Genomic DNA, 17,631 nt, shown 5'->3' on the forward strand with positions numbered 1-17,631 from the left:
AGCGCCACCAGCAACGACACCTTGGTATCGGGCGGTGCGACCTGCTTGAAATCCAGCCATGCGGGCAGGTTTCGCAGGCGATTGTTCGATGCCCAGGCAAACCGGCCAGACTGGTGCTGGCTGTCGGTATAGCCGTCGAGCCATTGACGGTACGCCGCGGCGTCTGCCGTGGAGTCCAGCTGCACCATGACCGTGATCCACGCACACTCCGACGCGAGGGTTCCGGCGAAGCCTTCCTCGAGGGGGGAACGGGCGCAGTTGTAATTGCCGGTGTTCGTCGACTGTGCGTCGATGGCGGTTGTAAACGGTATGAAGACATCGTCCGGTTCGCCGAAGCTCCGGTTGGCTATGTCATAGAACAGTGGTTCGGGATTGAAATGGTCAAGCACACCGACGATGCGGTACGCCTTGCCATCGAGGGTGATTTCCTTGCCCGTGCTGTCCGCCCCCTTGAACTGGCGGTCGTTCAGGCGCGAGCTGATCACCACGACATGGGCACGGGAGGTGTCCTCATCCGCCGACCAGGCATGGCCGAACGCAAACGGCGCATCCACCATGGGAAAGAACTCCCATTGCACGGCATGACCCATCACTTCTCGCGGCCGGGAACCGGCGGACGCCGGGTCGACTGAAGGGGCGATGTTGTACATGGCCGACTGAAAATGCGCCCGGTGGGCGCGGGTGATCGCCAGCGCATCCCTGTAGCTGAGCAGGTCCTGCGGCTCATGGCTTGCATTCGGTGCCGTGGGACCGAACAGGTCGATCTGCGGCACATACAGGCGCGCCGACTTCCACGGGATGGGATCGCCCGATACCGCCCGGAACACCGAATACGTCGTCATCGACGCTCCCACCCCGAAAGCGATCGCCAGCACCATCAACCCCGTCAGCGCGGGATTGCGGCGCAGGCTGCGCAGGGCGAGGTCAAGGTAATAACCGAACATGCCCGGGCCTTAGATATTCGCCCTGCCCGCCTGCACCTGGGCGTGGAAGCGCGGGTCCTCGGCAAGATCCACCACCTGGCCGTCGATCACGTGCACGTTGCGTTGGGCGCGTGCGGCCAGTTCCGGATCATGGGTGACCATGACGATGGTGGCGCCCTCGCGATGGATTTCCTCGAGCAGTTCCATCACGCCGCGGGCCATCTGTGTATCGAGGTTGCCGGTGGGTTCATCGGCCAGCAACAGGCGCGGGGAACCGGCAAGGGCACGGGCGATCGCCACGCGCTGTTGCTGGCCGCCGGAAAGTTCGGCCGGGTAGTGCTTGGCGCGCGACGCCAGGCCCACGCGCTCGAGCGAATCCATGATCCTCTGCTTGCGTTCGGCCGCCTTCATGCCGCGATAGCGAAGGGGCACTTCGACGTTGTCGAAGACGTTGAGGTCGGGGATCAGGTTGAAGGCCTGGAAGATGAAGCCGATCTTCTCGTTGCGGATGCGTGACCGGGCGTTGTCATCCAGCTTCGACACCTCGACGTTGTCGAGGTGGTATGTGCCGCCGGTGAAGGTCTCCAGCAGACCTGCAATGGTCAGGAAGGTCGTCTTGCCGGAGCCGGAGGGCCCGGTAACGGCGACGAACTCGCCCTCGTTGACGTCGATGTTGAAGTCGCGCAGGGCGTAGGTCTCGACCACTTCGGTACGGTAGACCTTGGACAGGTGGGTCATCTTGAGCATCGTTGTGTTCCTTATGGCTCGGGAGAGGGTTCGGCGGGTTGGCTTGCGGTCAGCTGCTGATGACGACGCGGGCCGCGCCGTTGAAGGAATCTGTGCCGGAGATCACGATGCGATCGCCTTCTTTGAGGCCGTCGAGGATCTCGACCTTGTCGATGCTGCTGGTGCCCACGCGGATCTCGCGTTTCTCGGCAATGCCGTCATGCACCACATAGGCGTAGCGGCCGCCGCTTTCATCGACGAAGGAGCCGCGGGCCACGGTAAGCACATTGTCGCGGCGATCCATCAGCACGCGCACGCTCATGCGCTGGCTCTGGCGCAGCTGCTGGGGCGTCTTGCCATCGAACCGCAAGCGCGCAGCCACTTCGCCATTGACCACTTCGGGTGATACCGCGCTGATCTTGCCGTTCCAGGTGGCGCCGTTGCCGGTGATCTCGCCGGGCATGCCGATGGCAAGGTCGCGGGCGAAACTCTCCGGCACCTTCATCTCCACTTCCAGCGCCGAGAGGTCGATCACGCTCATCAGCTGGGCATCCTTGGCCACGGTGGCGCGTTCGGCCACGAACAGCTGGCCGACCTGGCCGTCGACGGGCGAGCGCACGTGCAGGTCGTCCACCTGGCGCTTCAAGTCTTCTACCAGCAGGTTCTGGCGGTCGTGCGCCAGCTTCTTGGAGCGGACATCGAAGGTGGAGCTGTTGGTGTTGAGGCTAAGGTCGCTTTTTGCGTGCTGCTCGGTGATCCTGGCTTTCTCCAGTGCCACCTCCGCCTTGTCGACGTCGGCCTTGGGCATGGCACCCTTGCTGAAGGCAGTGGTATTGCGTTCCACGTCCCGCTCGGCGGCCTTGCGATCGATCACCGCGTTGTCGTAGGCCTTCTGCAGTTCGCTGGCCTTCTTCTTCGCGTCCACTTCAGCGCGCAGGTAATCCACCTGGCTGTTGTCTGCGTTGGATTGTTCCTGGGCGAGCTTGTTGGTGAGGTCGGGGCTGTCGATCACCGCCAGCACCTGGCCTTTCTTCACCGTGTCGCCCGCGTGCACCTGCAAGGTCACGGCGCCGCCATAGACGGCGTAGAGCGTTGGGCTGACAGCGGCAACCACTTTTCCTTCGGCCGCGATATCACGAACGAACAGGCCGCGTTGCACATTGGCAAAGGAAAGCCGCGAGGCGCTCACTGAGGACCCGGCCGAGAACATCCGGCCTACGCGGGGCCCCACCATCACCAGCAGGCCCACCACTACCACGGCTCCGGCGATGAGGCCGATCGTGCGCGTACGCTTGGGCTTGATCTCGACCACACGGTCGGTGGCGGAGGTGTCGCGAATCATGTGCGGTTCCTGTAAGGGCTGTCACCGGTGGGGTGAGCAAGCCACGTGCCAAGCCGCGATCATGATTTTTATCTATTTAGATCAATACCTTGAAATGACATGAAAACGGCGCTCCGGTGTCCGCGGACAGCGGACAGCGGACAGGCGATGCAAGCGGTCGCTGGCGCGGACAGGCGCGGGGGTCGGCGCCGGACGGGTTAAAGGTAGACGACCGATTCGGCCTGGGCGATGGTCCCGGCCAGCGAGCGGCCCATCGGCGACACCGCGCAGGCGCTGGTGCTTCGCAGCAGGCGCAGGCCGCCCATCATGTTCGAATCGAAACGGACCACCTGCGCCTGGGCCGCAGTGAAACCCCGTTCAACTGGCGCCCATTCGTCGGCGTCCATCGGCTCGCCGTCGGCCAGCAACGCATCCCAACCCAGGTAATCGGTATCGGGCAACAGGTAGGTACGGGCAAGGCAGACGCCGCGCGCATCGATGTACTCAAGCCATTCGCGCGGGCCGTCGGCCGTGACGGCGCTGCCGGCACCCACCAGCCGCGTGGCCAGCAACGGTGCCACCAGCGCGTCGCCGGCGATCACCCCGCGCGGCAAATGTGCAAGGCAAGGCGCATAGCGCAACCGTGGCAGGTGCAGCACGCTGCCGAGCGTGGGCAAGGTACGAGACAGGGCCTGGGGGCCGAGGCGGAACCAGCGCGTCTGCACCGTGGAAGGATGCTCGCGCCTTGGGGCGCCGAAGGTGGCAAGCCAGCCGAACATATGTCACCTCGAAGCAAGGCGACCGTGGCTGGCGCACCGGAAGATCCGTTCCGGATGGCGGGCTGGGCCTGGGGGGATGGTGTGAAGGATTACTTGGTGAGGATGAGCTTGTCGTTGCGCGTGAGGCGCAAGTGGTATTCGTTGCCCTCGTGTTCGATCACCAGTTCCCGCGAACCTTCCAGGAGATTCTGGCTGGAGGTGCGGCGAACCGACGGGGCAGCCACCTTGAGGGACACCACCCGGCGGTGGCGCAGGGCGTCTTCATTCAGCGGCAGGGATTGGGTCAACATCGCTTAACTCCGCAGGAGGGGTGCGGAGTTGATGATAATGGTTCTCATTTAACTGTCAAGCCTTTAGTCCACGGCCGTGGAAATCGCCTCCATCACGCCCGGGTCGAGCTTCTCCACCACTTCCAGGGCCCTGAAATTTTCCTCCAGTTGCTCGCGCTTGCTGGCCCCCAGGATCACGGTGGATACGCGTGGGTTCTTCAGGCACCAGGCCAGCGACAGCTGGGCCAGGCTCACCCCGAGCCGCTCGGCGATCGGCGCCAGCGCGCGTACCTTCACCATCGGGTCGCCCTGCCCCAGCAGGTCGTCGCGGAGCCACGCGTAGTTGCTTTGCGCCAGCCGTGAGTCGTGAGGCACACCCTTGAGGTATTTACCCGACAGCAGGCCCGAGGCCAGCGGTGACCAGATGGTGGTGCCCATGCCGTATGCCTCGTAGAGCGGCGCATATTCCTGTTCGACCTTTTCGCGATGGAGCAGGTTGTATTGCGGCTGCTCCATGGTCGGCGCCGTCAGGTGGTTCTCGCGCGCCGCCTGGTGCGCCTGGCGGATCTGCGTAGCCGACCACTCGCTGGTGCCCCAGTAGAGCACCTTGCCCTGGCGCACCAGCATGTCCATCGCCGCCACCGTTTCCACGATCGGCGTATCCGGATCGGGGCGATGGCAGAAATAGAGGTCGAGGTAGTCCACGCGCAGGCGCTCCATCGCCTGGTGGCAGGCCTCCACCACGTGCTTGCGCGACAGCCCGCGCTGGGTGGGAAGCGGGTGTTCCACCGCGCCGAACATCACCTTGCTCGACACGCAATACGAATCGCGCGGCAGGCGCAGATCGGCCAGCACATCGCCCATCAGCCGCTCGGCCTCGCCGTTGTTATAGGTTTCGGCGTTGTCGAAGAAGTTCACGCCGCGCTCGTGCGCAAAGGCGATGAGTTGCCGCGCCAGCGACCGGCCGACCTGCGCACCGAAGGTGACCCAGGCACCAAACGACAAGGCGGACAGTTGTAGTCCGGAGGTACCGAGGCGACGGTATTGCATGGCGTACTCCTTCAGGAGAAATGCAGTACTAAGGCCAGCACGATGGCGGCGAAGAGGCCGGCGACGACATCGTCGAGCATCACGCCAAGGCCGCCCTTGATGCGGCGGTCGAGCCAGCCGATGGGCCAGGGCTTGGTGATGTCGAAGATGCGGAACAGCACGAAACCCAAGGCTACGACCCACCACGGGGCGAGCAGTGCGGGCAGCAACGCCAGCCACTGGCCGACGAATTCATCGAAGACCACGCTGCGATGGTCGGCCACGCCAATGGCGCGGCCGGCGACATTGCAGGCCCAGATGCCCAGGGCGAAGCTGGCGATGAGTACCAGCAGGTAGACCGGGATGGGTAGCTGCCGCAATAGCAGCCACGGCAGGATCGCCGCAAGCGAGCCCATGGTGCCTTGCGCTTTTGGTACCAGCCCCGAACCGAATCCGCAGGCGATCCAGCCACCGGGTGTAGCAAGCAACGCGCGCCGCGCAGTCGCATCCAGGACGTATTTGTCGCTCATGGCGCGAAGTGGTCCCAGCCACCCTCGGACGCGGCACGCCATTGGCCGTCAACATCGGCAAGGCGCACGCCCTCCCCCGCCACGATGCGGCCGATGCGCGTGGCGCCGCAGCCCAGGCGCGCCATTTCCGCGCTGATCGCGGCCACCTGCTGCGATGGCAAGGTGAAGCAGAGCTCGTAGTCGTCACCGCCGGTGAGGGCGAAGGCGAGCGTGTCCCCGTCGTCGAACATCGCGCGCAGCTCCGCCGACCGCGGCAACGACGCAGGATCCAGTTCCGCCGCGACACCGCTGGCCTGGCAGATATGACCCAGATCGGCGACCAGGCCGTCACTGACATCGATACACGCGGTGGCCACGCCCCGCAAGGCCCCACCGGCCGCAACTCGCGGCGTCGGACGATCCAGGCGTGCAACGAGGGCATCGCCACGGCCAGTACCTACGCAGCGCAGGCCCGCCGCGGCGTCACCGAGCGTGCCGGTCACCATCACCACATCGCCCACATTCGCACCCGAGCGCAACAGACCCTGGCCCGACGGCAGGAAACCATGCACCGCCACCGTGACCGACAACGGCCCGCGCGTCGTATCGCCACCCACCAGCGCGACGCGATGTGGTGCGGCGAGGGCTGCAAAACCCTCGGCGAGGCCCTCGACAAAGGCACGGTCGGCATCGGGCAAGGTCATCGACAGCAAGGCCCAGGCAGGCACGGCGCCCATGGCGGCAAGGTCGGACAGGTTCACCGCCAACGCCTTCCAGCCAATGTCGTGCGCACGGGTGCCCAACGGGAAATGGACGCCGGCAACCAGGGTATCGATGGCCACCGCCAGTTCGCGCCCGGCGGGCACAGCAAGTACCGCGGCGTCGTCGCCGATGCCCGTGAGCACGTCGTCGCGGGCCAGGGCGGTGAGGTCGCGCACGCGCTCGATGAGGTCGAATTCCATGCGCGGCAGACCTTAAGCGGCGCCCGGTCCCGGGCGCGTGAATACCATCGACACCTGGCCCTTGTAGGCCGCGCGGTGACTGGGCACATAACCCACGCGTGTGGCCACGCGGATCGAAGGCTCATTGCCCGGGTCGATCAGGCAACAGGTGCCGCGCCCACCGAAATGGCCATCGCCCCACGCCACCGCGGCTTCGGCCGCCTCACGGCCGAAGCCCTGGCCGTGCACATCGCTTACCAATGCCCAGCCCATCTCGGGAACGCCGTCGTTCGGCGGGCATATGTCCCGCTTGAAGTAAGCGAAGCCGACTTCACCGACGAACCGGCCCGTGGATCTTTCCTCGATCGCCCAGAAGCCGAACCCCTGCAACGCCCAGTGACCGGCATAACGCAACATGCGCGCCCAGACATCTTCGGCCGATAAGGGTTTGCCACCGATGTGGCGGACCACGGCGGGATCGGCCCACATGGCGGTACAGGCGGCATAGTCGCCCGGGGTATGTGCCCTCAGGCTCAGGCGCGGTGTTTGAACCACCGGGATCTGGCCAAGGAAGGCCGAGGCGTCGTGCATGGAATGTCCTTCACCGAACAGCGGCCGGATATGCCGGCCGCGGGAACATCAATGTCTTTTTTCGGCCGTACGCCAGTGCGTGGCCAGTTTGTCGAGTACACCGTTGACGTAGCTGTGGCCATGGTCGGCGCCGAAGCGCTTGGTGACCTCGATCGCCTCGTTCAGGATCACCCGGTAGGGTACGTCGGGGCGATACTTCAGTTCGTACGCGGCCAGCCGCAGGGCAGCGCGCTCGATGGGGTCGATCTGGCCGACCTCGCGATCGACGAAGGGCTTGAGCCCCTCATCGAGCTCGGCCTGGTGTTTCTCCACCCCGAGCAGGAGGTCTTCGAAGTATTCAAGGTCCGCCACTTCCATGTCCTGTTCGTGGCGGAACTGGTCGATGACCTTGGCCATGCTGGCGCCACCCACCTGCCACGCGTAGATGGCCTGCAGTGCGCGACGACGGGCGCGCGAACGCGCGGCAAGGTCGACGCCTTCCGGACGGCGATTCATAGCTTCGTGTACAGGTTGACCATCTCCAATGCCACCATGGCGGCATCTGAGCCCTTGTTGCCGGCCTTGGTGCCTGCACGCTCGATCGCCTGCTCGATATTCTCGACGGTGAGCACACCGAAGGCCACTGGCACACCGGAGGTATAAGCCGCCTGCGCCAGGCCCTTGGCGGCTTCGCCGGCGACGTATTCGAAGTGCGGGGTGCCGCCGCGGATCACCGCGCCCAGGCCGATGACCGCCACGTGCTTGCCGTTGTTGGCCACCTTGTAGGCCGCCTGGGCGATTTCCCAGGCACCAGGCACACGGATAAGGTCGATGGCATCGTCTTTCACGCCGTGGCGGACCAGGGTGTCGCGCGCCGCCTGGATAAGCGACTCGACCACGAAACCGTTGAAGCGGCCGGCGACGATGGCGAAACGGCCCTTGGGCGTGGCGAAATCGCCCTCGATGATCTTCATTGGATTGAGCCTTCGGTGATGGGGCAAAACCCCGCGCGGACCGGACATTTTACGGCTTTTTGAGGTGTCCGTGTCAGGGAATGGAAGGGTACCCGTGCATGGCCAGGCTAGCCTCGCCGTCCGCCACACGAAGCCGTGCAAGGGCGCCGACGGGCAAGGTGAACTTGTCCGGACAGTGGCCGAACGGCAATTCGGTGACCACCGGAATGCCGGCAACCGCGCCGATACGCTCGATCGCATCGGGAAGGTCGTAACCGTTGTCGTACTCGCTGCTTCGATAGGAGGAAAAATCGCCCATGACCAGCGCCTTCTGCCGGCCCAGGACGCCCGCCAGATACAGGTGGTAAAGCATCCGCTCCACCCGGAACGGCGGCTCGGAGACATCTTCGACGAAGAGAATGCCGCCATCGATCACCGGCATGTAGGGCGTGCCCACCAGCGCGCAGATCACCGCCAGGTTGCCACCCCAGAGCACGCCTTCGACGTCGACATCGGGCGAGCCTGCGGGAGCGGACCAGGCGACGTCCATCGAGGACGACTGCATGGCCTGCCAGAAATGGCGCCAGGTGAAGTCGCGCAAGGCTTCGGCGCCGAAGTCCGCGCTGAGCATCGGGCCGCCGAAGGTCACGAGGTTCACCCGGGCCAGTAACGCCAACTGGATGGCGGTGAAGTCGCTATGGCCGACCATGGCCAGGGGACGGGAGCCCAGGCGCTCGCGAAGCCCGTCGTAGTCAAGGTGCTCGAGCAACTGGTGTGCGCCATAACCCCCGCGGACAGCCAGGGCGATATCCACCGAAGAATCCGTGCCCAGCGCGTTGAGTTCGGCGACGCGCTCGTCGACGCTACCGGCGAAACGCTGGTCGATACGCTGCAGGGCGTCCTTGCCGACAACGACATGGCCCGCCGCTTCCAGGCGCTCGACACCGCGGCGTACCGTGGCCTGGTCGTGGGGATAGCCCGATGGGGCGATGAGCTGGATCTTGAGGTTCCGATGCATGCCGATGTCTAGTGGAGGGGCTGGCCAGATGACCTTGGGCCTGAACTTAAGACTATCCGACGTAGCCGTCGACCTGCAGGCCGAAGCCCTGCAGCCCCACCAGTCGGCGTGGCGTGCCCAGTACCCGCAATGAACGAATGCCAAGATCCGTCAGGATCTGTGCCCCGAGTCCGAGCTGACGCCACTCATGGGGATCCTCGTTGGGCACTTCATGGCCGGCCAGACGGGCCAGCAGGGCCTCGGCGGAATCCTCGCCCGACAACACCACCAGGACACCACGGCCTTCGCTATCAATGCGGCGCAAGGCCGCCGTGACGGTATGCCCGAGGTCCTCACGCTTCAGATGAAGCACATCGGAGAGTGTGTTGCGCACGTGCACACGGGTAAGCACGGGCTCGCCCTGGGTTACATCGCCGCGAACCAGGGCAAAATGAAGACCGTGGGCAATGGCATCGCGGAACGCCACCAGGCGGAACGTCCCGAACTCGGTATCGACGTCGTCTTCGTGCACGCGCTCGATGGTGCGCTCGGTTTCCAGCCGGTAGCGGATGAGGTCGGCGATACTGCCGATCTTCAGGCCATGTTTGGCAGCGAACGTTTCCAGCTCCGGGCGCCGCGCCATCTCGCCATCGTCCTTGAGGATCTCGATCAACACAGCCGAAGGCTCAAGCCCGGCGAGCGCGGCAAGGTCGCAGCCCGCTTCGGTGTGTCCGGCTCGGGTAAGCACACCACCAGGACGCGCGGTCAGTGGAAAAATATGCCCGGGCTGGCTTAAGTCTTCGGGGCGGGCGTCCTTCTTCACCGCGGCAAGGATGGTATGCGCGCGGTCGTAGGCGGAGATGCCGGTGGTGACGCCTTCGGCCGCCTCGATCGAAACGGTGAAGTTGGTGTGGTAGGCCGAGGTGTTGTCGCTGACCATCGGGCGCAGGCCGAGCTGGCGCGTGCGCTGTTCGGTCAGGGTAAGGCACACCAGTCCGCGCGCCTCGCGCACCATGAAGTTGATGTGCTGCGCGGTGACCTTCTCCGCGGCCATGATGATGTCGCCCTCGTTCTCGCGGTCCTCGTCGTCGAGGATCACCACCATGCGGCCGGCGCGCAGTTCGTCGAGGATGTCGGGGATGCTGTCGAATGCCATGGATGCTTTGCCTTTTAGCGTGCGAAACCGTGCTCGCGCAGGAAATCTTCGTCGATGCCGCGGCCACTGCCGTCGCCCAGCAACCGCTCGACATAGCGGGCCACGACATCGACCTCGAGGTTTACCGGATCGCCAGCCTTGCGATCGGCGAATGTCGTGTGTTCCACCGTATGGGGGATAAGGTTCACGCCGAAGCGATTTCCCGCCACTTCGTTCACCGTAAGGCTGGTGCCGTCAATGCAGATCGAACCCTTCGCGGCGATATAGCGGGCCAGGTTCGGCGGGACTTCGAACGTCCACCGCTGCGAACGGCCATCGTTGGTCACCGAGGCGACCTTGCCCAGGCCGTCGACATGCCCCGACACCATATGGCCACCGAGGCGGTCGGCCAGGCGCAGGGCTTTTTCCAGGTTTACCCGGCTGCCCGGGCCAAGTTGGCCCAGGTTGGTGAGCGAAAGCGTTTCGTTGGAGACATCGGCGGCAAACGACTGCGTGCCAAGCTCCACTGCCGTCAGGCAGACACCGCCGACGGCAATGCTGTCGCCCAGCGCGACATCGGCCATGTCCAAGGTTGCGGTGTCGACAGTGAGGCGCACATCGCCGCCGCGACGCTCGATGCGCGCGATGCGGCCGACGGTCTGGATGATTCCGGTGAACATGATTGACGTCCTGCGGCACGAGGTTTTGGTGAACGTCGGCAAGGCAGGACGCATACCGCCCGCGAGGGAGGCATGGCGTCGTCTTCTTTCATCCGGACTATGACCGTCGGCCCTGGCATCGCACCAGGTCTGCTGACCCCGCCTTGCGGCGGGCGCTCGCGGGCTCGCCCCGGTGAAGGGACATACCGCCGGTGGGGAGTTTCGCCCCGCCCTGAAGACATCACCGGCAATGATACCACCGGCGCCGGTGGACGGGCGGGCTTACCGCGGGGGTCGAAGCCGCAGGCGGACATCGCCGCCGACCATGGCGTGGTCGACGATACCCAGCTGCCAGCGCCCAGCCATGGTGTCCAGGGCGGGCAGCGCCAGCAGCGGCCTGGCGCTGTCGCCCAGCAGCACCGGGGCGATATAGAGCAGCAGCTCGTCCACCAGCCCTTGGGCAAATAGCGCCCCGCACAGGGTGGCGCCGGCTTCCACGTGCAATTCGTTGCAATCGCGTGCCGCGAGCACGCCCAGCACATACGCCAGATCCAGATACCCACCGGATGCCGGCACCGGGATGCATTCAACGCGCGCGAAGCGCTCGTCGCCCGCATCGACGCTGGCGTCGTGCATCACCATCGTCGGTGCCTGCCCATCAAGCACGTGGGCCTGGGCGGGTGTCCGCAGGTTAGTGTCAAGCACGACCCGCGTCGGCGGCACGCCCTCGCGGTCGCCTGGAAGGCGCGCCGTCAGGCGTGGATCGTCGGCCAGTACCGTGCCACTGCCTGTGAGGATGGCCGAACTGCGTGCGCGCCAGCGCTGGACATCTTCACGCGCTGCCTCGCCGGTGATCCATTTCGATTCGCCATTGGCCAGCGCGGTGCGGCCATCGATGCTCATGGCTAGTTTCACCCGCACGAAGGGCCTGCCCCGCTCGATGCGGCTGAAAAATCCGGCGTTCAGTTCCCTGGCTTCCTCGCGCATCAGGCCGCAGTCGACCTCGATGCCGGCCTCGCGCAACCGGGCCATGCCGCGGCCATTGACCTGGTCGAAAGGATCCTCAGCCGCCACCACGACGCGGGCGACACCCGCAGCGACCAGTGCATCGGCACAGGGCGGCGTGCGACCTTGGTGCGCACACGGTTCAAGGGTGACGTAAACGGTGGCGCCGCGCGCCCGTTCGCCGGCGGCTTGCAGGGCGAGCACTTCGGCATGGGGACCGCCGGCCTTCCGGTGGAAACCCTCGCCCACCACCACGCCGTTGCGTTCGATCACGCAGCCGACACGCGGATTGGGCTGGGTGGTGTAGATGCCGCGCGCGGCAATCTCAAGCGCGCGCGCCATATAGGCGTGGTCGTGTGGCTGCAACATCTACTTGCGCTTGCCGCCGCCCACCAGCGGCAGCGGCAGGGCTTCCATCGCGGGAAGATCGCGCTCGAGTTTCTCGATCTCCTCGCGGAACGCGTGGACATCCTCGAACTTGCGATACACCGAGGCGAACCGTACGTAGGCCACCTGGTCGAGCTTCTTCAGTTCACGCATCACCAGCTCGCCAACCTGTCGCGACGGCACTTCGCGCTCGCCGGTACGCCGCAGGTCGTCGACGATGGCGCGCACCGCGGCATCGACATCGTTGCTGGCCACCGGTCGCTTCTGCAGTGCCCGCTCGAAGCTCACGCGCAGCTTGCGCTCGTCGAAGGACTCACGCCGCTGCCCGCTCTTGATCACGGCCGGCAATTTCAGCTCGGCCGTTTCATAGGTATTGAAGCGTTCGCTGCATTGCGGGCATTCACGGCGGCGGCGCACCGATCCGCCGTCGTCGGTCAGGCGCGAGTCGATCACGCGCGTGTCTTCGTGCTGGCAGAACGGGCAATGCATGGCGGGTGGTAAGTGTCCTTAACCGTAGACGGGGAAGCGCGCGCACTGCGCGGTAACGGCCTGGCGCACGCGGGCAATCACTTGCGCATCGCCCGGGGCATCGAGCACGTCGCAGATCCAGCCGGTGAGTTCCACCGTGTCCGCTTCCAGGTAGCCACGCGTAGTGATGGCGGGTGTGCCCACGCGCAGGCCCGAAGTGACGAACGGCGAACGCGGATCGTTGGGTACTGCGTTCTTGTTCACCGTGATGTGCGCCTTGCCCAATGCCGCTTCGGCATCCTTGCCGGTGATTTCGCGACCGATCAGGTCGATCAGCATCAAATGGTTTTCGGTGCCGCCGGAGACAACCTTGTAACCGCGCGCGATGAAAGCCTTGGCCATGGCCTGGGCGTTCTTCACCACCTGCTCCTGGTAGGTGCGGAACCCAGGCTCCAGCGCTTCCTTGAACGCCACGGCCTTGGCGGCGATGACGTGCATCAGCGGGCCGCCCTGGATGCCGGGGAACACCACCGACTGCAGTTTCTTCTCAATCTCCTCGCCAGCGCCCTGCGCCACGATGATGCCGCCGCGCGGACCGCGCAATGTCTTGTGCGTGGTGGAGGTGACCACGTGCGCATGCGGCAGCGGACTGGGATAGACACCCGCGGCCACCAGGCCGGCGATGTGCGCCATGTCCACAAAGAGGTACGCACCGACCTTGTCGGCAATGGCGCGAAAGCGGGCCCAGTCCATGATCTGCGAGTAGGCGGAGAACCCGGCCACGATCATCTTCGGCTGGTGTTCGACTGCGAGTTTTTCGATCTCGTCGTAATCGACCAGGCCCGTATCCGGCGAGATGCCGTACTGCACGGCGTTGAAGATCTTGCCCGACAGGTTCACCTTCGCGCCGTGGGTCAGGTGGCCGCCGTGGGCCAGGCTCATGCCCAGGATGGTGTCGCCCGGCTGCAAAAGGGCGAAGTACACCGCCTGGTTGGCCTGCGAGCCCGAATGCGGCTGCACGTTGGCGTAGTCGCAGTCGAACAGCTGCTTCAGGCGCTCGATGGCCAGCTTCTCGGCGATGTCCACGTACTCGCAGCCACCGTAGTAGCGCTTGCCCGGGTAGCCCTCGGCGTATTTGTTGGTGAGCACCGAGCCCTGGGCCTCCATCACGCGGGGGCTGGCGTAGTTCTCCGAAGCGATCAGCTCGACGTGGTCTTCCTGGCGGCGCGCCTCGTGGGCGATGGCCTGGGCCAGTTCGTCGTCGTAACCGGCAATGGAGCTGTCCTTCGGGAACATCGTGACCTCGGCAAGGTAAAGAACGAATCCGGGAAAGTGTAGCGCCGACAGGGTTTTGCGGCCACTGCTTGGGAAAGTCCTTGCTGCCGGCCAGGACCCAACCCCACGTGCCGACTTGGACTAAGCAGTGCCCCGGCTCCGTGGCAAGCATGGCTCCGATCGGGGATAATGGGGGAATTTCCCGCCTTTTCCTTGCGCAGGCCGCCCATGCGGCGGCCTGCCTGAAATCCCCCTCGGAGCCAGCATGCAGTACATCTACACGATGAACGGGGTAAGCAAGATCGTCCCCCCCAAGCGCCACATCATCAAGGACATCTCGCTCTCGTTCTTCCCCGGCGCCAAGATCGGCCTGCTGGGCGTGAATGGCGCGGGCAAGTCCACCGTGCTGAAGATCATGGCCGGCGTCGATACCGACTTCCAGGGCGAGGCGCGCGCCAACCCGGGCACCAAGATCGGCTACCTGGCCCAGGAGCCGCAGCTGGATCCGGAAAAAACCGTCCGCGAGGCCGTTGAAGAAGGCGTCTCGGAAATCCTCGACGCCCAGAAGCGCCTGGAAGAGGTCTACGCCGCCTACGCCGAGGAAGGCGCCGACTTCGACAAGCTGGCCGAGGAACAGCAGAAACTGGAGAACATCCTGGCCGCCAACGACGCGCACGCGCTCGAGCGCCAGCTGGAAGTAGCCGCCGATGCGCTGCGCCTGCCGCCCTGGGACGCCAAGATCGGCCCCCTGTCCGGTGGCGAGAAGCGCCGCGTGGCACTGTGCCGCCTGCTGCTGTCCAAGCCCGACATGCTGCTGCTGGACGAACCCACCAACCATCTGGACGCCGAGTCCGTCGACTGGCTCGAGCAGTTCCTGCACGACTACCCCGGCACCGTGGTGGCGGTCACCCATGACCGCTACTTCCTGGACAACGCCGCTGAGTGGATCCTCGAGCTCGACCGTGGCCGCGGCATCCCCTGGAAGGGCAACTACACCGAGTGGCTGGAACAGAAGAGCGAGCGCCTGGCCCGCGAGGAAGCCTCCGAGAAAGGCCGCCAGAAGGCCCTGGCCCGCGAGCTTGAATGGGTGCGTTCGGCCGCCAAGGGCCGTCAGTCCAAGGGCAAGGCCCGTATCAACCGCTTCGAGGAACTGAACTCCGTCGAATACCAGAAGCGCAACGAAACCAACGAGCTCTACATCCCGCCGGGCGAGCGTCTGGGCCAGGAAGTGATCGAGTTCAAGAACGTTTCCAAGAGCTTCGGCGACCGCGTGCTCATCGACGACCTCAGCTTCAAGGTGCCGCCCGGCGCCATCGTCGGCGTGATCGGCCCCAACGGCGCGGGTAAATCCACGCTGTTCAAGTTGATCACCGGCAAGGAAACGCCAGACAGTGGCGAAGTGAAGCTGGGCCACACCGTGCAGCTGGCCTACGTCGACCAGTCACGCGATGCGCTGGATCCAAAGAAGAACGTATGGCAAGAAGTGTCCGGCGGCGCCGACATCATCACCATCGGCCGTTACGAGTTGCAGTCGCGCGCCTACATCGGCCGCTTCAACTTCAAGGGCACCGACCAGCAGAAGATCGTCGGTTCACTGTCCGGCGGTGAGCGCGGCCGCCTGCACATGGCCAAGACCCTGATGCAGGGCGGCAACGTGCTGCTGCTGGACGAACCGTCCAACGACCTGGACGTGGAAACCCTGCGCGCACTGGAAGATGCCATGCTGGAATTCCCCGGCTGCGCGATGGTGATCTCGCATGACCGCTGGTTCCTCGACCGCATCGCCACGCACATCCTGGCCTTCGAAGGCGATTCCCACGTGGAATTCTTCCCCGGCAACTACAACGAATACGAAGCGGACAAGAAACGCCGCATGGGCGACGATGCCGGCCCCAAGCGGGTGAAGTACAAGAAGCTGGCCTGACCCGACGCGGCCGCCCCACGGGGCGGCCGTTTCGCATGAGGAGGTACGAACCATGTCGTTCATGCAACAACTGCGCGACGCCTGGCAGCAGCGCAATACGCTGATCTGCGTAGGCCTGGATCCCGAACCCGGTCGCCTACCCGCAGGCAGCGCCAGCGTGCTGGATTTCTGCAAGGCCATCGTCGATGCCACCGCGCCGTATGCCTGTGTCTTCAAGCCGCAGATCGCGCACTTCGCGGCGCAACGGCTGGAAGGTGAGCTCGAAGAACTCATCGCCTACATCCACCGTGAACACCCCGGCGTGCCGGTCATCCTCGACGCCAAGCGCGGCGACATCGGATCCACCGCCAGGCACTACGCCAGCGAAGCGTTCGACCGCTATCAGGCCGATGCCGTCACCTTGAACCCGTACCTGGGCCGCGACTCCATCGAGCCGTTCCTGGAACGTGCCGACAAGGGCGTGATCCTGCTCTGCCGCACCTCCAACCCCGGTGGCGGGGATTTCCAGGCCCTGGATTGCGAAGGCGAGCCGCTTTACCTGCGCGTAGCCGAGACCATCGCACGCCAGTGGAATCACCACGGCAACTGCGCGCTGGTCACCGGCGCTACCTGGCCTGCGGAACTGGGCCAGGTGCGCGCGGTGGTCGGCGACATGCCTTTGCTGGTGCCCGGCATCGGCGCCCAAGGCGGGGACGTTGCCGCCGTCATGTCGCACGGCGCCACCGCTGACGGCACGGGCCTGATGATTTCCTCGTCCCGGGGAATTATCTACGCCAGCGAAGGGGAGGATTTCCGCGGTGCTGCCGCCAACGCGGCGAAGGCGTTACGGGACCTCATCAATACCCACCGCCGCGCTGCCTGATCGATTCCAGGGTTAATCGCGACGCAAAAAAAAACGCCCCTCGCGGGGCGTTTTTTTTCAAGCTTAGCGACCGATCAGGCCGCAGCGTCCTTCAGCTTCTTGAGCGGACGGATCTTCAGCTTGACCGAGGCCGGCTTGGCAGCGAACCACTGCTCTTCACCGGTGAACGGGTTCTTGCCCTTGCGCTTCGGCTTGGCGGCAACCGCCTGCGAGGTGACCTTGAACAGGCCCGGAAGCACGAACTGCCCAGCGCCCTTCTTGTGCACCGAGGCGCTCATGGCTTCTTCGAGCGCGACCAGGACGGCCTTGACGCCCTTCGGCTCCACGCCGCTCTGCGACGCGATGTGGGCCACGAGGGCCGTCTTGTTCAGAACTTCCTTGATAGGTTTGATCGAAGCCATCTAGTGAATCCTCTTTGGGATAGGTCAATTACAGCGGTTGTAGATGCGCCCCCGGCGCCGTTACGGACTGTAATGCCAAGCGATACCGAAAAAACAGTCCTTTTTTAAGGCTTTTTGCAGGTTTTTTTGCATTAGGGGCCTAATGCCGAAGTTCGCTTGGAATGCAAGCCCCCTTTTGCAGGGGTTGGGAGGGGGTGTTTTGGGGGGCTTCGGTTGGACGGTCGGGGAGTGGGGGAGAGGTGTTCGGGCGACTGGGGGTCAGAGCCATTGCCCCGGGGGCCGGTGTCGCTTTTGCGGAATGCTTTGGCCGGGGAAATGGATCTGACCCCCACTTCGTTGCTGCGTTTAGGTTGGTCGGAGCGTTATCCCCACTTCGGTAGGGTGTTTGGGCTGCCCGGGGCGTAATCCCCACCTCGTTCAGGTTTTGAGTGGCCGAAGGGCCAGCTTTGTTACGGCGTTTGGCGGGCGGGGGGGCGGCCGCCCTAACGTTTCCTTAAC

General features: G+C 64.9%; 20 protein-coding genes and 1 riboswitch. Of the genes, 2 read left to right on the plus strand and 18 right to left on the minus strand.

Annotation, left to right across the window (positions count from 1 at the left end):
* The 17 genes from VGM61_RS12230 to glyA form a co-directional block, all read right to left on the minus strand.
* Positions 1 to 944, minus strand: a 944-nt coding sequence (locus VGM61_RS12230; protein WP_331523105.1) for an ABC transporter permease, incomplete at its 3' end; no start/stop codon positions are given.
* Between the two features lie 9 nt (positions 945 to 953).
* Complete coding sequence (locus VGM61_RS12235) at positions 954 to 1,670, minus strand: ABC transporter ATP-binding protein (protein WP_331523106.1); 717 nt, start codon at positions 1,668 to 1,670, stop codon at positions 954 to 956.
* Positions 1,671 to 1,719: 49 nt separating this feature from the next.
* Positions 1,720 to 2,991 (minus strand): efflux RND transporter periplasmic adaptor subunit, encoded by a 1,272-nt coding sequence (locus tag VGM61_RS12240; protein ID WP_331523107.1) that lies wholly within the window; start codon positions 2,989 to 2,991, stop codon positions 1,720 to 1,722.
* A gap of 197 nt (positions 2,992 to 3,188) precedes the next feature.
* A complete protein-coding gene (locus VGM61_RS12245) occupies positions 3,189 to 3,749 on the minus strand; it encodes a hypothetical protein (RefSeq protein ID WP_331523108.1) in 561 nt (186 codons plus the stop codon).
* An 89-nt stretch (positions 3,750 to 3,838) separates the two neighbouring features.
* A complete protein-coding gene (gene hemP, locus VGM61_RS12250; protein ID WP_331523109.1) occupies positions 3,839 to 4,039 on the minus strand; it encodes a hemin uptake protein HemP in 201 nt (66 codons plus the stop codon).
* Between the two features lie 63 nt (positions 4,040 to 4,102).
* Positions 4,103 to 5,068, minus strand: a complete 966-nt coding sequence (locus VGM61_RS12255; protein WP_331523110.1) for an aldo/keto reductase — start codon at positions 5,066 to 5,068, stop codon at positions 4,103 to 4,105.
* Between the two features lie 11 nt (positions 5,069 to 5,079).
* Complete coding sequence (locus VGM61_RS12260; protein ID WP_331523111.1) at positions 5,080 to 5,577, minus strand: phosphatidylglycerophosphatase A family protein; 498 nt, start codon at positions 5,575 to 5,577, stop codon at positions 5,080 to 5,082.
* Positions 5,574 to 6,518, minus strand: coding sequence for a thiamine-phosphate kinase (thiL, locus tag VGM61_RS12265; RefSeq protein ID WP_331523112.1), 945 nt, complete (start codon positions 6,516 to 6,518; stop codon positions 5,574 to 5,576). Before thiL ends, VGM61_RS12260 begins: the two co-directional genes overlap by 4 nt.
* A gap of 12 nt (positions 6,519 to 6,530) precedes the next feature.
* Complete coding sequence (locus VGM61_RS12270) at positions 6,531 to 7,088, minus strand: GNAT family N-acetyltransferase (RefSeq protein WP_331523113.1); 558 nt, start codon at positions 7,086 to 7,088, stop codon at positions 6,531 to 6,533.
* A 48-nt stretch (positions 7,089 to 7,136) separates the two neighbouring features.
* Positions 7,137 to 7,583, minus strand: a complete 447-nt coding sequence (gene nusB / locus VGM61_RS12275; RefSeq protein ID WP_331523114.1) for a transcription antitermination factor NusB — start codon at positions 7,581 to 7,583, stop codon at positions 7,137 to 7,139.
* Positions 7,580 to 8,041 (minus strand): 6,7-dimethyl-8-ribityllumazine synthase, encoded by a 462-nt coding sequence (gene ribE / locus VGM61_RS12280; protein ID WP_331523115.1) that lies wholly within the window; start codon positions 8,039 to 8,041, stop codon positions 7,580 to 7,582. The genes nusB and ribE overlap by 4 nt, the downstream gene beginning before the upstream one ends.
* A gap of 73 nt (positions 8,042 to 8,114) precedes the next feature.
* Positions 8,115 to 9,038, minus strand: a complete 924-nt coding sequence (ldcA, locus tag VGM61_RS12285; protein ID WP_331523116.1) for a muramoyltetrapeptide carboxypeptidase — start codon at positions 9,036 to 9,038, stop codon at positions 8,115 to 8,117.
* A gap of 52 nt (positions 9,039 to 9,090) precedes the next feature.
* Complete coding sequence (gene ribB, locus VGM61_RS12290; RefSeq protein ID WP_331523117.1) at positions 9,091 to 10,173, minus strand: 3,4-dihydroxy-2-butanone-4-phosphate synthase; 1,083 nt, start codon at positions 10,171 to 10,173, stop codon at positions 9,091 to 9,093.
* Between the two features lie 14 nt (positions 10,174 to 10,187).
* Positions 10,188 to 10,832 carry a riboflavin synthase gene (locus VGM61_RS12295; protein WP_331523118.1) on the minus strand — a complete coding sequence of 215 codons (645 nt, stop codon included), beginning with the start codon at positions 10,830 to 10,832 and terminating at the stop codon, positions 10,188 to 10,190.
* 76 nt (positions 10,833 to 10,908) lie between these two features.
* Positions 10,909 to 11,055: riboswitch (FMN riboswitch) on the minus strand.
* 38 nt (positions 11,056 to 11,093) lie between these two features.
* The gene (gene ribD, locus VGM61_RS12300) at positions 11,094 to 12,185 is read right to left on the minus strand and encodes a bifunctional diaminohydroxyphosphoribosylaminopyrimidine deaminase/5-amino-6-(5-phosphoribosylamino)uracil reductase RibD (protein WP_331523119.1); all 1,092 of its coding nucleotides are present in this window, start codon (positions 12,183 to 12,185) and stop codon (positions 11,094 to 11,096) included.
* The gene (gene nrdR, locus VGM61_RS12305; protein WP_331523120.1) at positions 12,186 to 12,692 is read right to left on the minus strand and encodes a transcriptional regulator NrdR; all 507 of its coding nucleotides are present in this window, start codon (positions 12,690 to 12,692) and stop codon (positions 12,186 to 12,188) included.
* 18 nt (positions 12,693 to 12,710) lie between these two features.
* Positions 12,711 to 13,967 (minus strand): serine hydroxymethyltransferase, encoded by a 1,257-nt coding sequence (gene glyA / locus VGM61_RS12310; RefSeq protein ID WP_331523121.1) that lies wholly within the window; start codon positions 13,965 to 13,967, stop codon positions 12,711 to 12,713.
* A gap of 244 nt (positions 13,968 to 14,211) precedes the next feature.
* Between glyA and ettA the strand changes: the two genes are divergently transcribed.
* Positions 14,212 to 15,870, plus strand: coding sequence for an energy-dependent translational throttle protein EttA (gene ettA, locus VGM61_RS12315; RefSeq protein ID WP_331523122.1), 1,659 nt, complete (start codon positions 14,212 to 14,214; stop codon positions 15,868 to 15,870).
* A 52-nt stretch (positions 15,871 to 15,922) separates the two neighbouring features.
* Entirely contained in the window at positions 15,923 to 16,732 is an 810-nt protein-coding gene (gene pyrF, locus VGM61_RS12320) for an orotidine-5'-phosphate decarboxylase (protein WP_331523123.1), read from the plus strand.
* 74 nt (positions 16,733 to 16,806) lie between these two features.
* Here pyrF and VGM61_RS12325 read toward each other — a convergent pair whose 3' ends face one another.
* Positions 16,807 to 17,133 (minus strand): HU family DNA-binding protein, encoded by a 327-nt coding sequence (locus tag VGM61_RS12325; RefSeq protein WP_331523124.1) that lies wholly within the window; start codon positions 17,131 to 17,133, stop codon positions 16,807 to 16,809.
* Positions 17,134 to 17,631: the final 498 nt, after the last annotated feature.

The sequence above is a fragment of the Pinirhizobacter sp. genome, from assembly GCF_036499745.1.
Classification (GTDB): Bacteria; Pseudomonadota; Gammaproteobacteria; order Xanthomonadales; family Rhodanobacteraceae; genus Pinirhizobacter.

What these genes read in the sequence shown, in the direction of transcription:
- hemP (WP_331523109.1), bottom strand. Translation starts at nt 4,039, where the DNA reads ATGTTGACCCAATCCCTGCCGCTGAATGAAGACGCCCTGCGCCACCGC.
- VGM61_RS12270 (WP_331523113.1), bottom strand. Translation starts at nt 7,088, where the DNA reads ATGCACGACGCCTCGGCCTTCCTTGGCCAGATCCCGGTGGTTCAAACA.
- nusB (WP_331523114.1), bottom strand. Translation starts at nt 7,583, where the DNA reads ATGAATCGCCGTCCGGAAGGCGTCGACCTTGCCGCGCGTTCGCGCGCC.
- glyA (WP_331523121.1), bottom strand. Translation starts at nt 13,967, where the DNA reads ATGTTCCCGAAGGACAGCTCCATTGCCGGTTACGACGACGAACTGGCC.
- ribD (WP_331523119.1), bottom strand. Translation starts at nt 12,185, where the DNA reads ATGTTGCAGCCACACGACCACGCCTATATGGCGCGCGCGCTTGAGATT.
- VGM61_RS12240 (WP_331523107.1), bottom strand. Translation starts at nt 2,991, where the DNA reads ATGATTCGCGACACCTCCGCCACCGACCGTGTGGTCGAGATCAAGCCC.
- thiL (WP_331523112.1), bottom strand. Translation starts at nt 6,518, where the DNA reads ATGGAATTCGACCTCATCGAGCGCGTGCGCGACCTCACCGCCCTGGCC.
- ldcA (WP_331523116.1), bottom strand. Translation starts at nt 9,038, where the DNA reads ATGCATCGGAACCTCAAGATCCAGCTCATCGCCCCATCGGGCTATCCC.
- VGM61_RS12325 (WP_331523124.1), bottom strand. Translation starts at nt 17,133, where the DNA reads ATGGCTTCGATCAAACCTATCAAGGAAGTTCTGAACAAGACGGCCCTC.
- VGM61_RS12245 (WP_331523108.1), bottom strand. Translation starts at nt 3,749, where the DNA reads ATGTTCGGCTGGCTTGCCACCTTCGGCGCCCCAAGGCGCGAGCATCCT.
- ettA (WP_331523122.1), top strand. Translation starts at nt 14,212, where the DNA reads ATGCAGTACATCTACACGATGAACGGGGTAAGCAAGATCGTCCCCCCC.
- VGM61_RS12295 (WP_331523118.1), bottom strand. Translation starts at nt 10,832, where the DNA reads ATGTTCACCGGAATCATCCAGACCGTCGGCCGCATCGCGCGCATCGAG.
- VGM61_RS12235 (WP_331523106.1), bottom strand. Translation starts at nt 1,670, where the DNA reads ATGCTCAAGATGACCCACCTGTCCAAGGTCTACCGTACCGAAGTGGTC.
- VGM61_RS12260 (WP_331523111.1), bottom strand. Translation starts at nt 5,577, where the DNA reads ATGAGCGACAAATACGTCCTGGATGCGACTGCGCGGCGCGCGTTGCTT.
- ribE (WP_331523115.1), bottom strand. Translation starts at nt 8,041, where the DNA reads ATGAAGATCATCGAGGGCGATTTCGCCACGCCCAAGGGCCGTTTCGCC.
- VGM61_RS12255 (WP_331523110.1), bottom strand. Translation starts at nt 5,068, where the DNA reads ATGCAATACCGTCGCCTCGGTACCTCCGGACTACAACTGTCCGCCTTG.
- pyrF (WP_331523123.1), top strand. Translation starts at nt 15,923, where the DNA reads ATGTCGTTCATGCAACAACTGCGCGACGCCTGGCAGCAGCGCAATACG.
- ribB (WP_331523117.1), bottom strand. Translation starts at nt 10,173, where the DNA reads ATGGCATTCGACAGCATCCCCGACATCCTCGACGAACTGCGCGCCGGC.
- nrdR (WP_331523120.1), bottom strand. Translation starts at nt 12,692, where the DNA reads ATGCATTGCCCGTTCTGCCAGCACGAAGACACGCGCGTGATCGACTCG.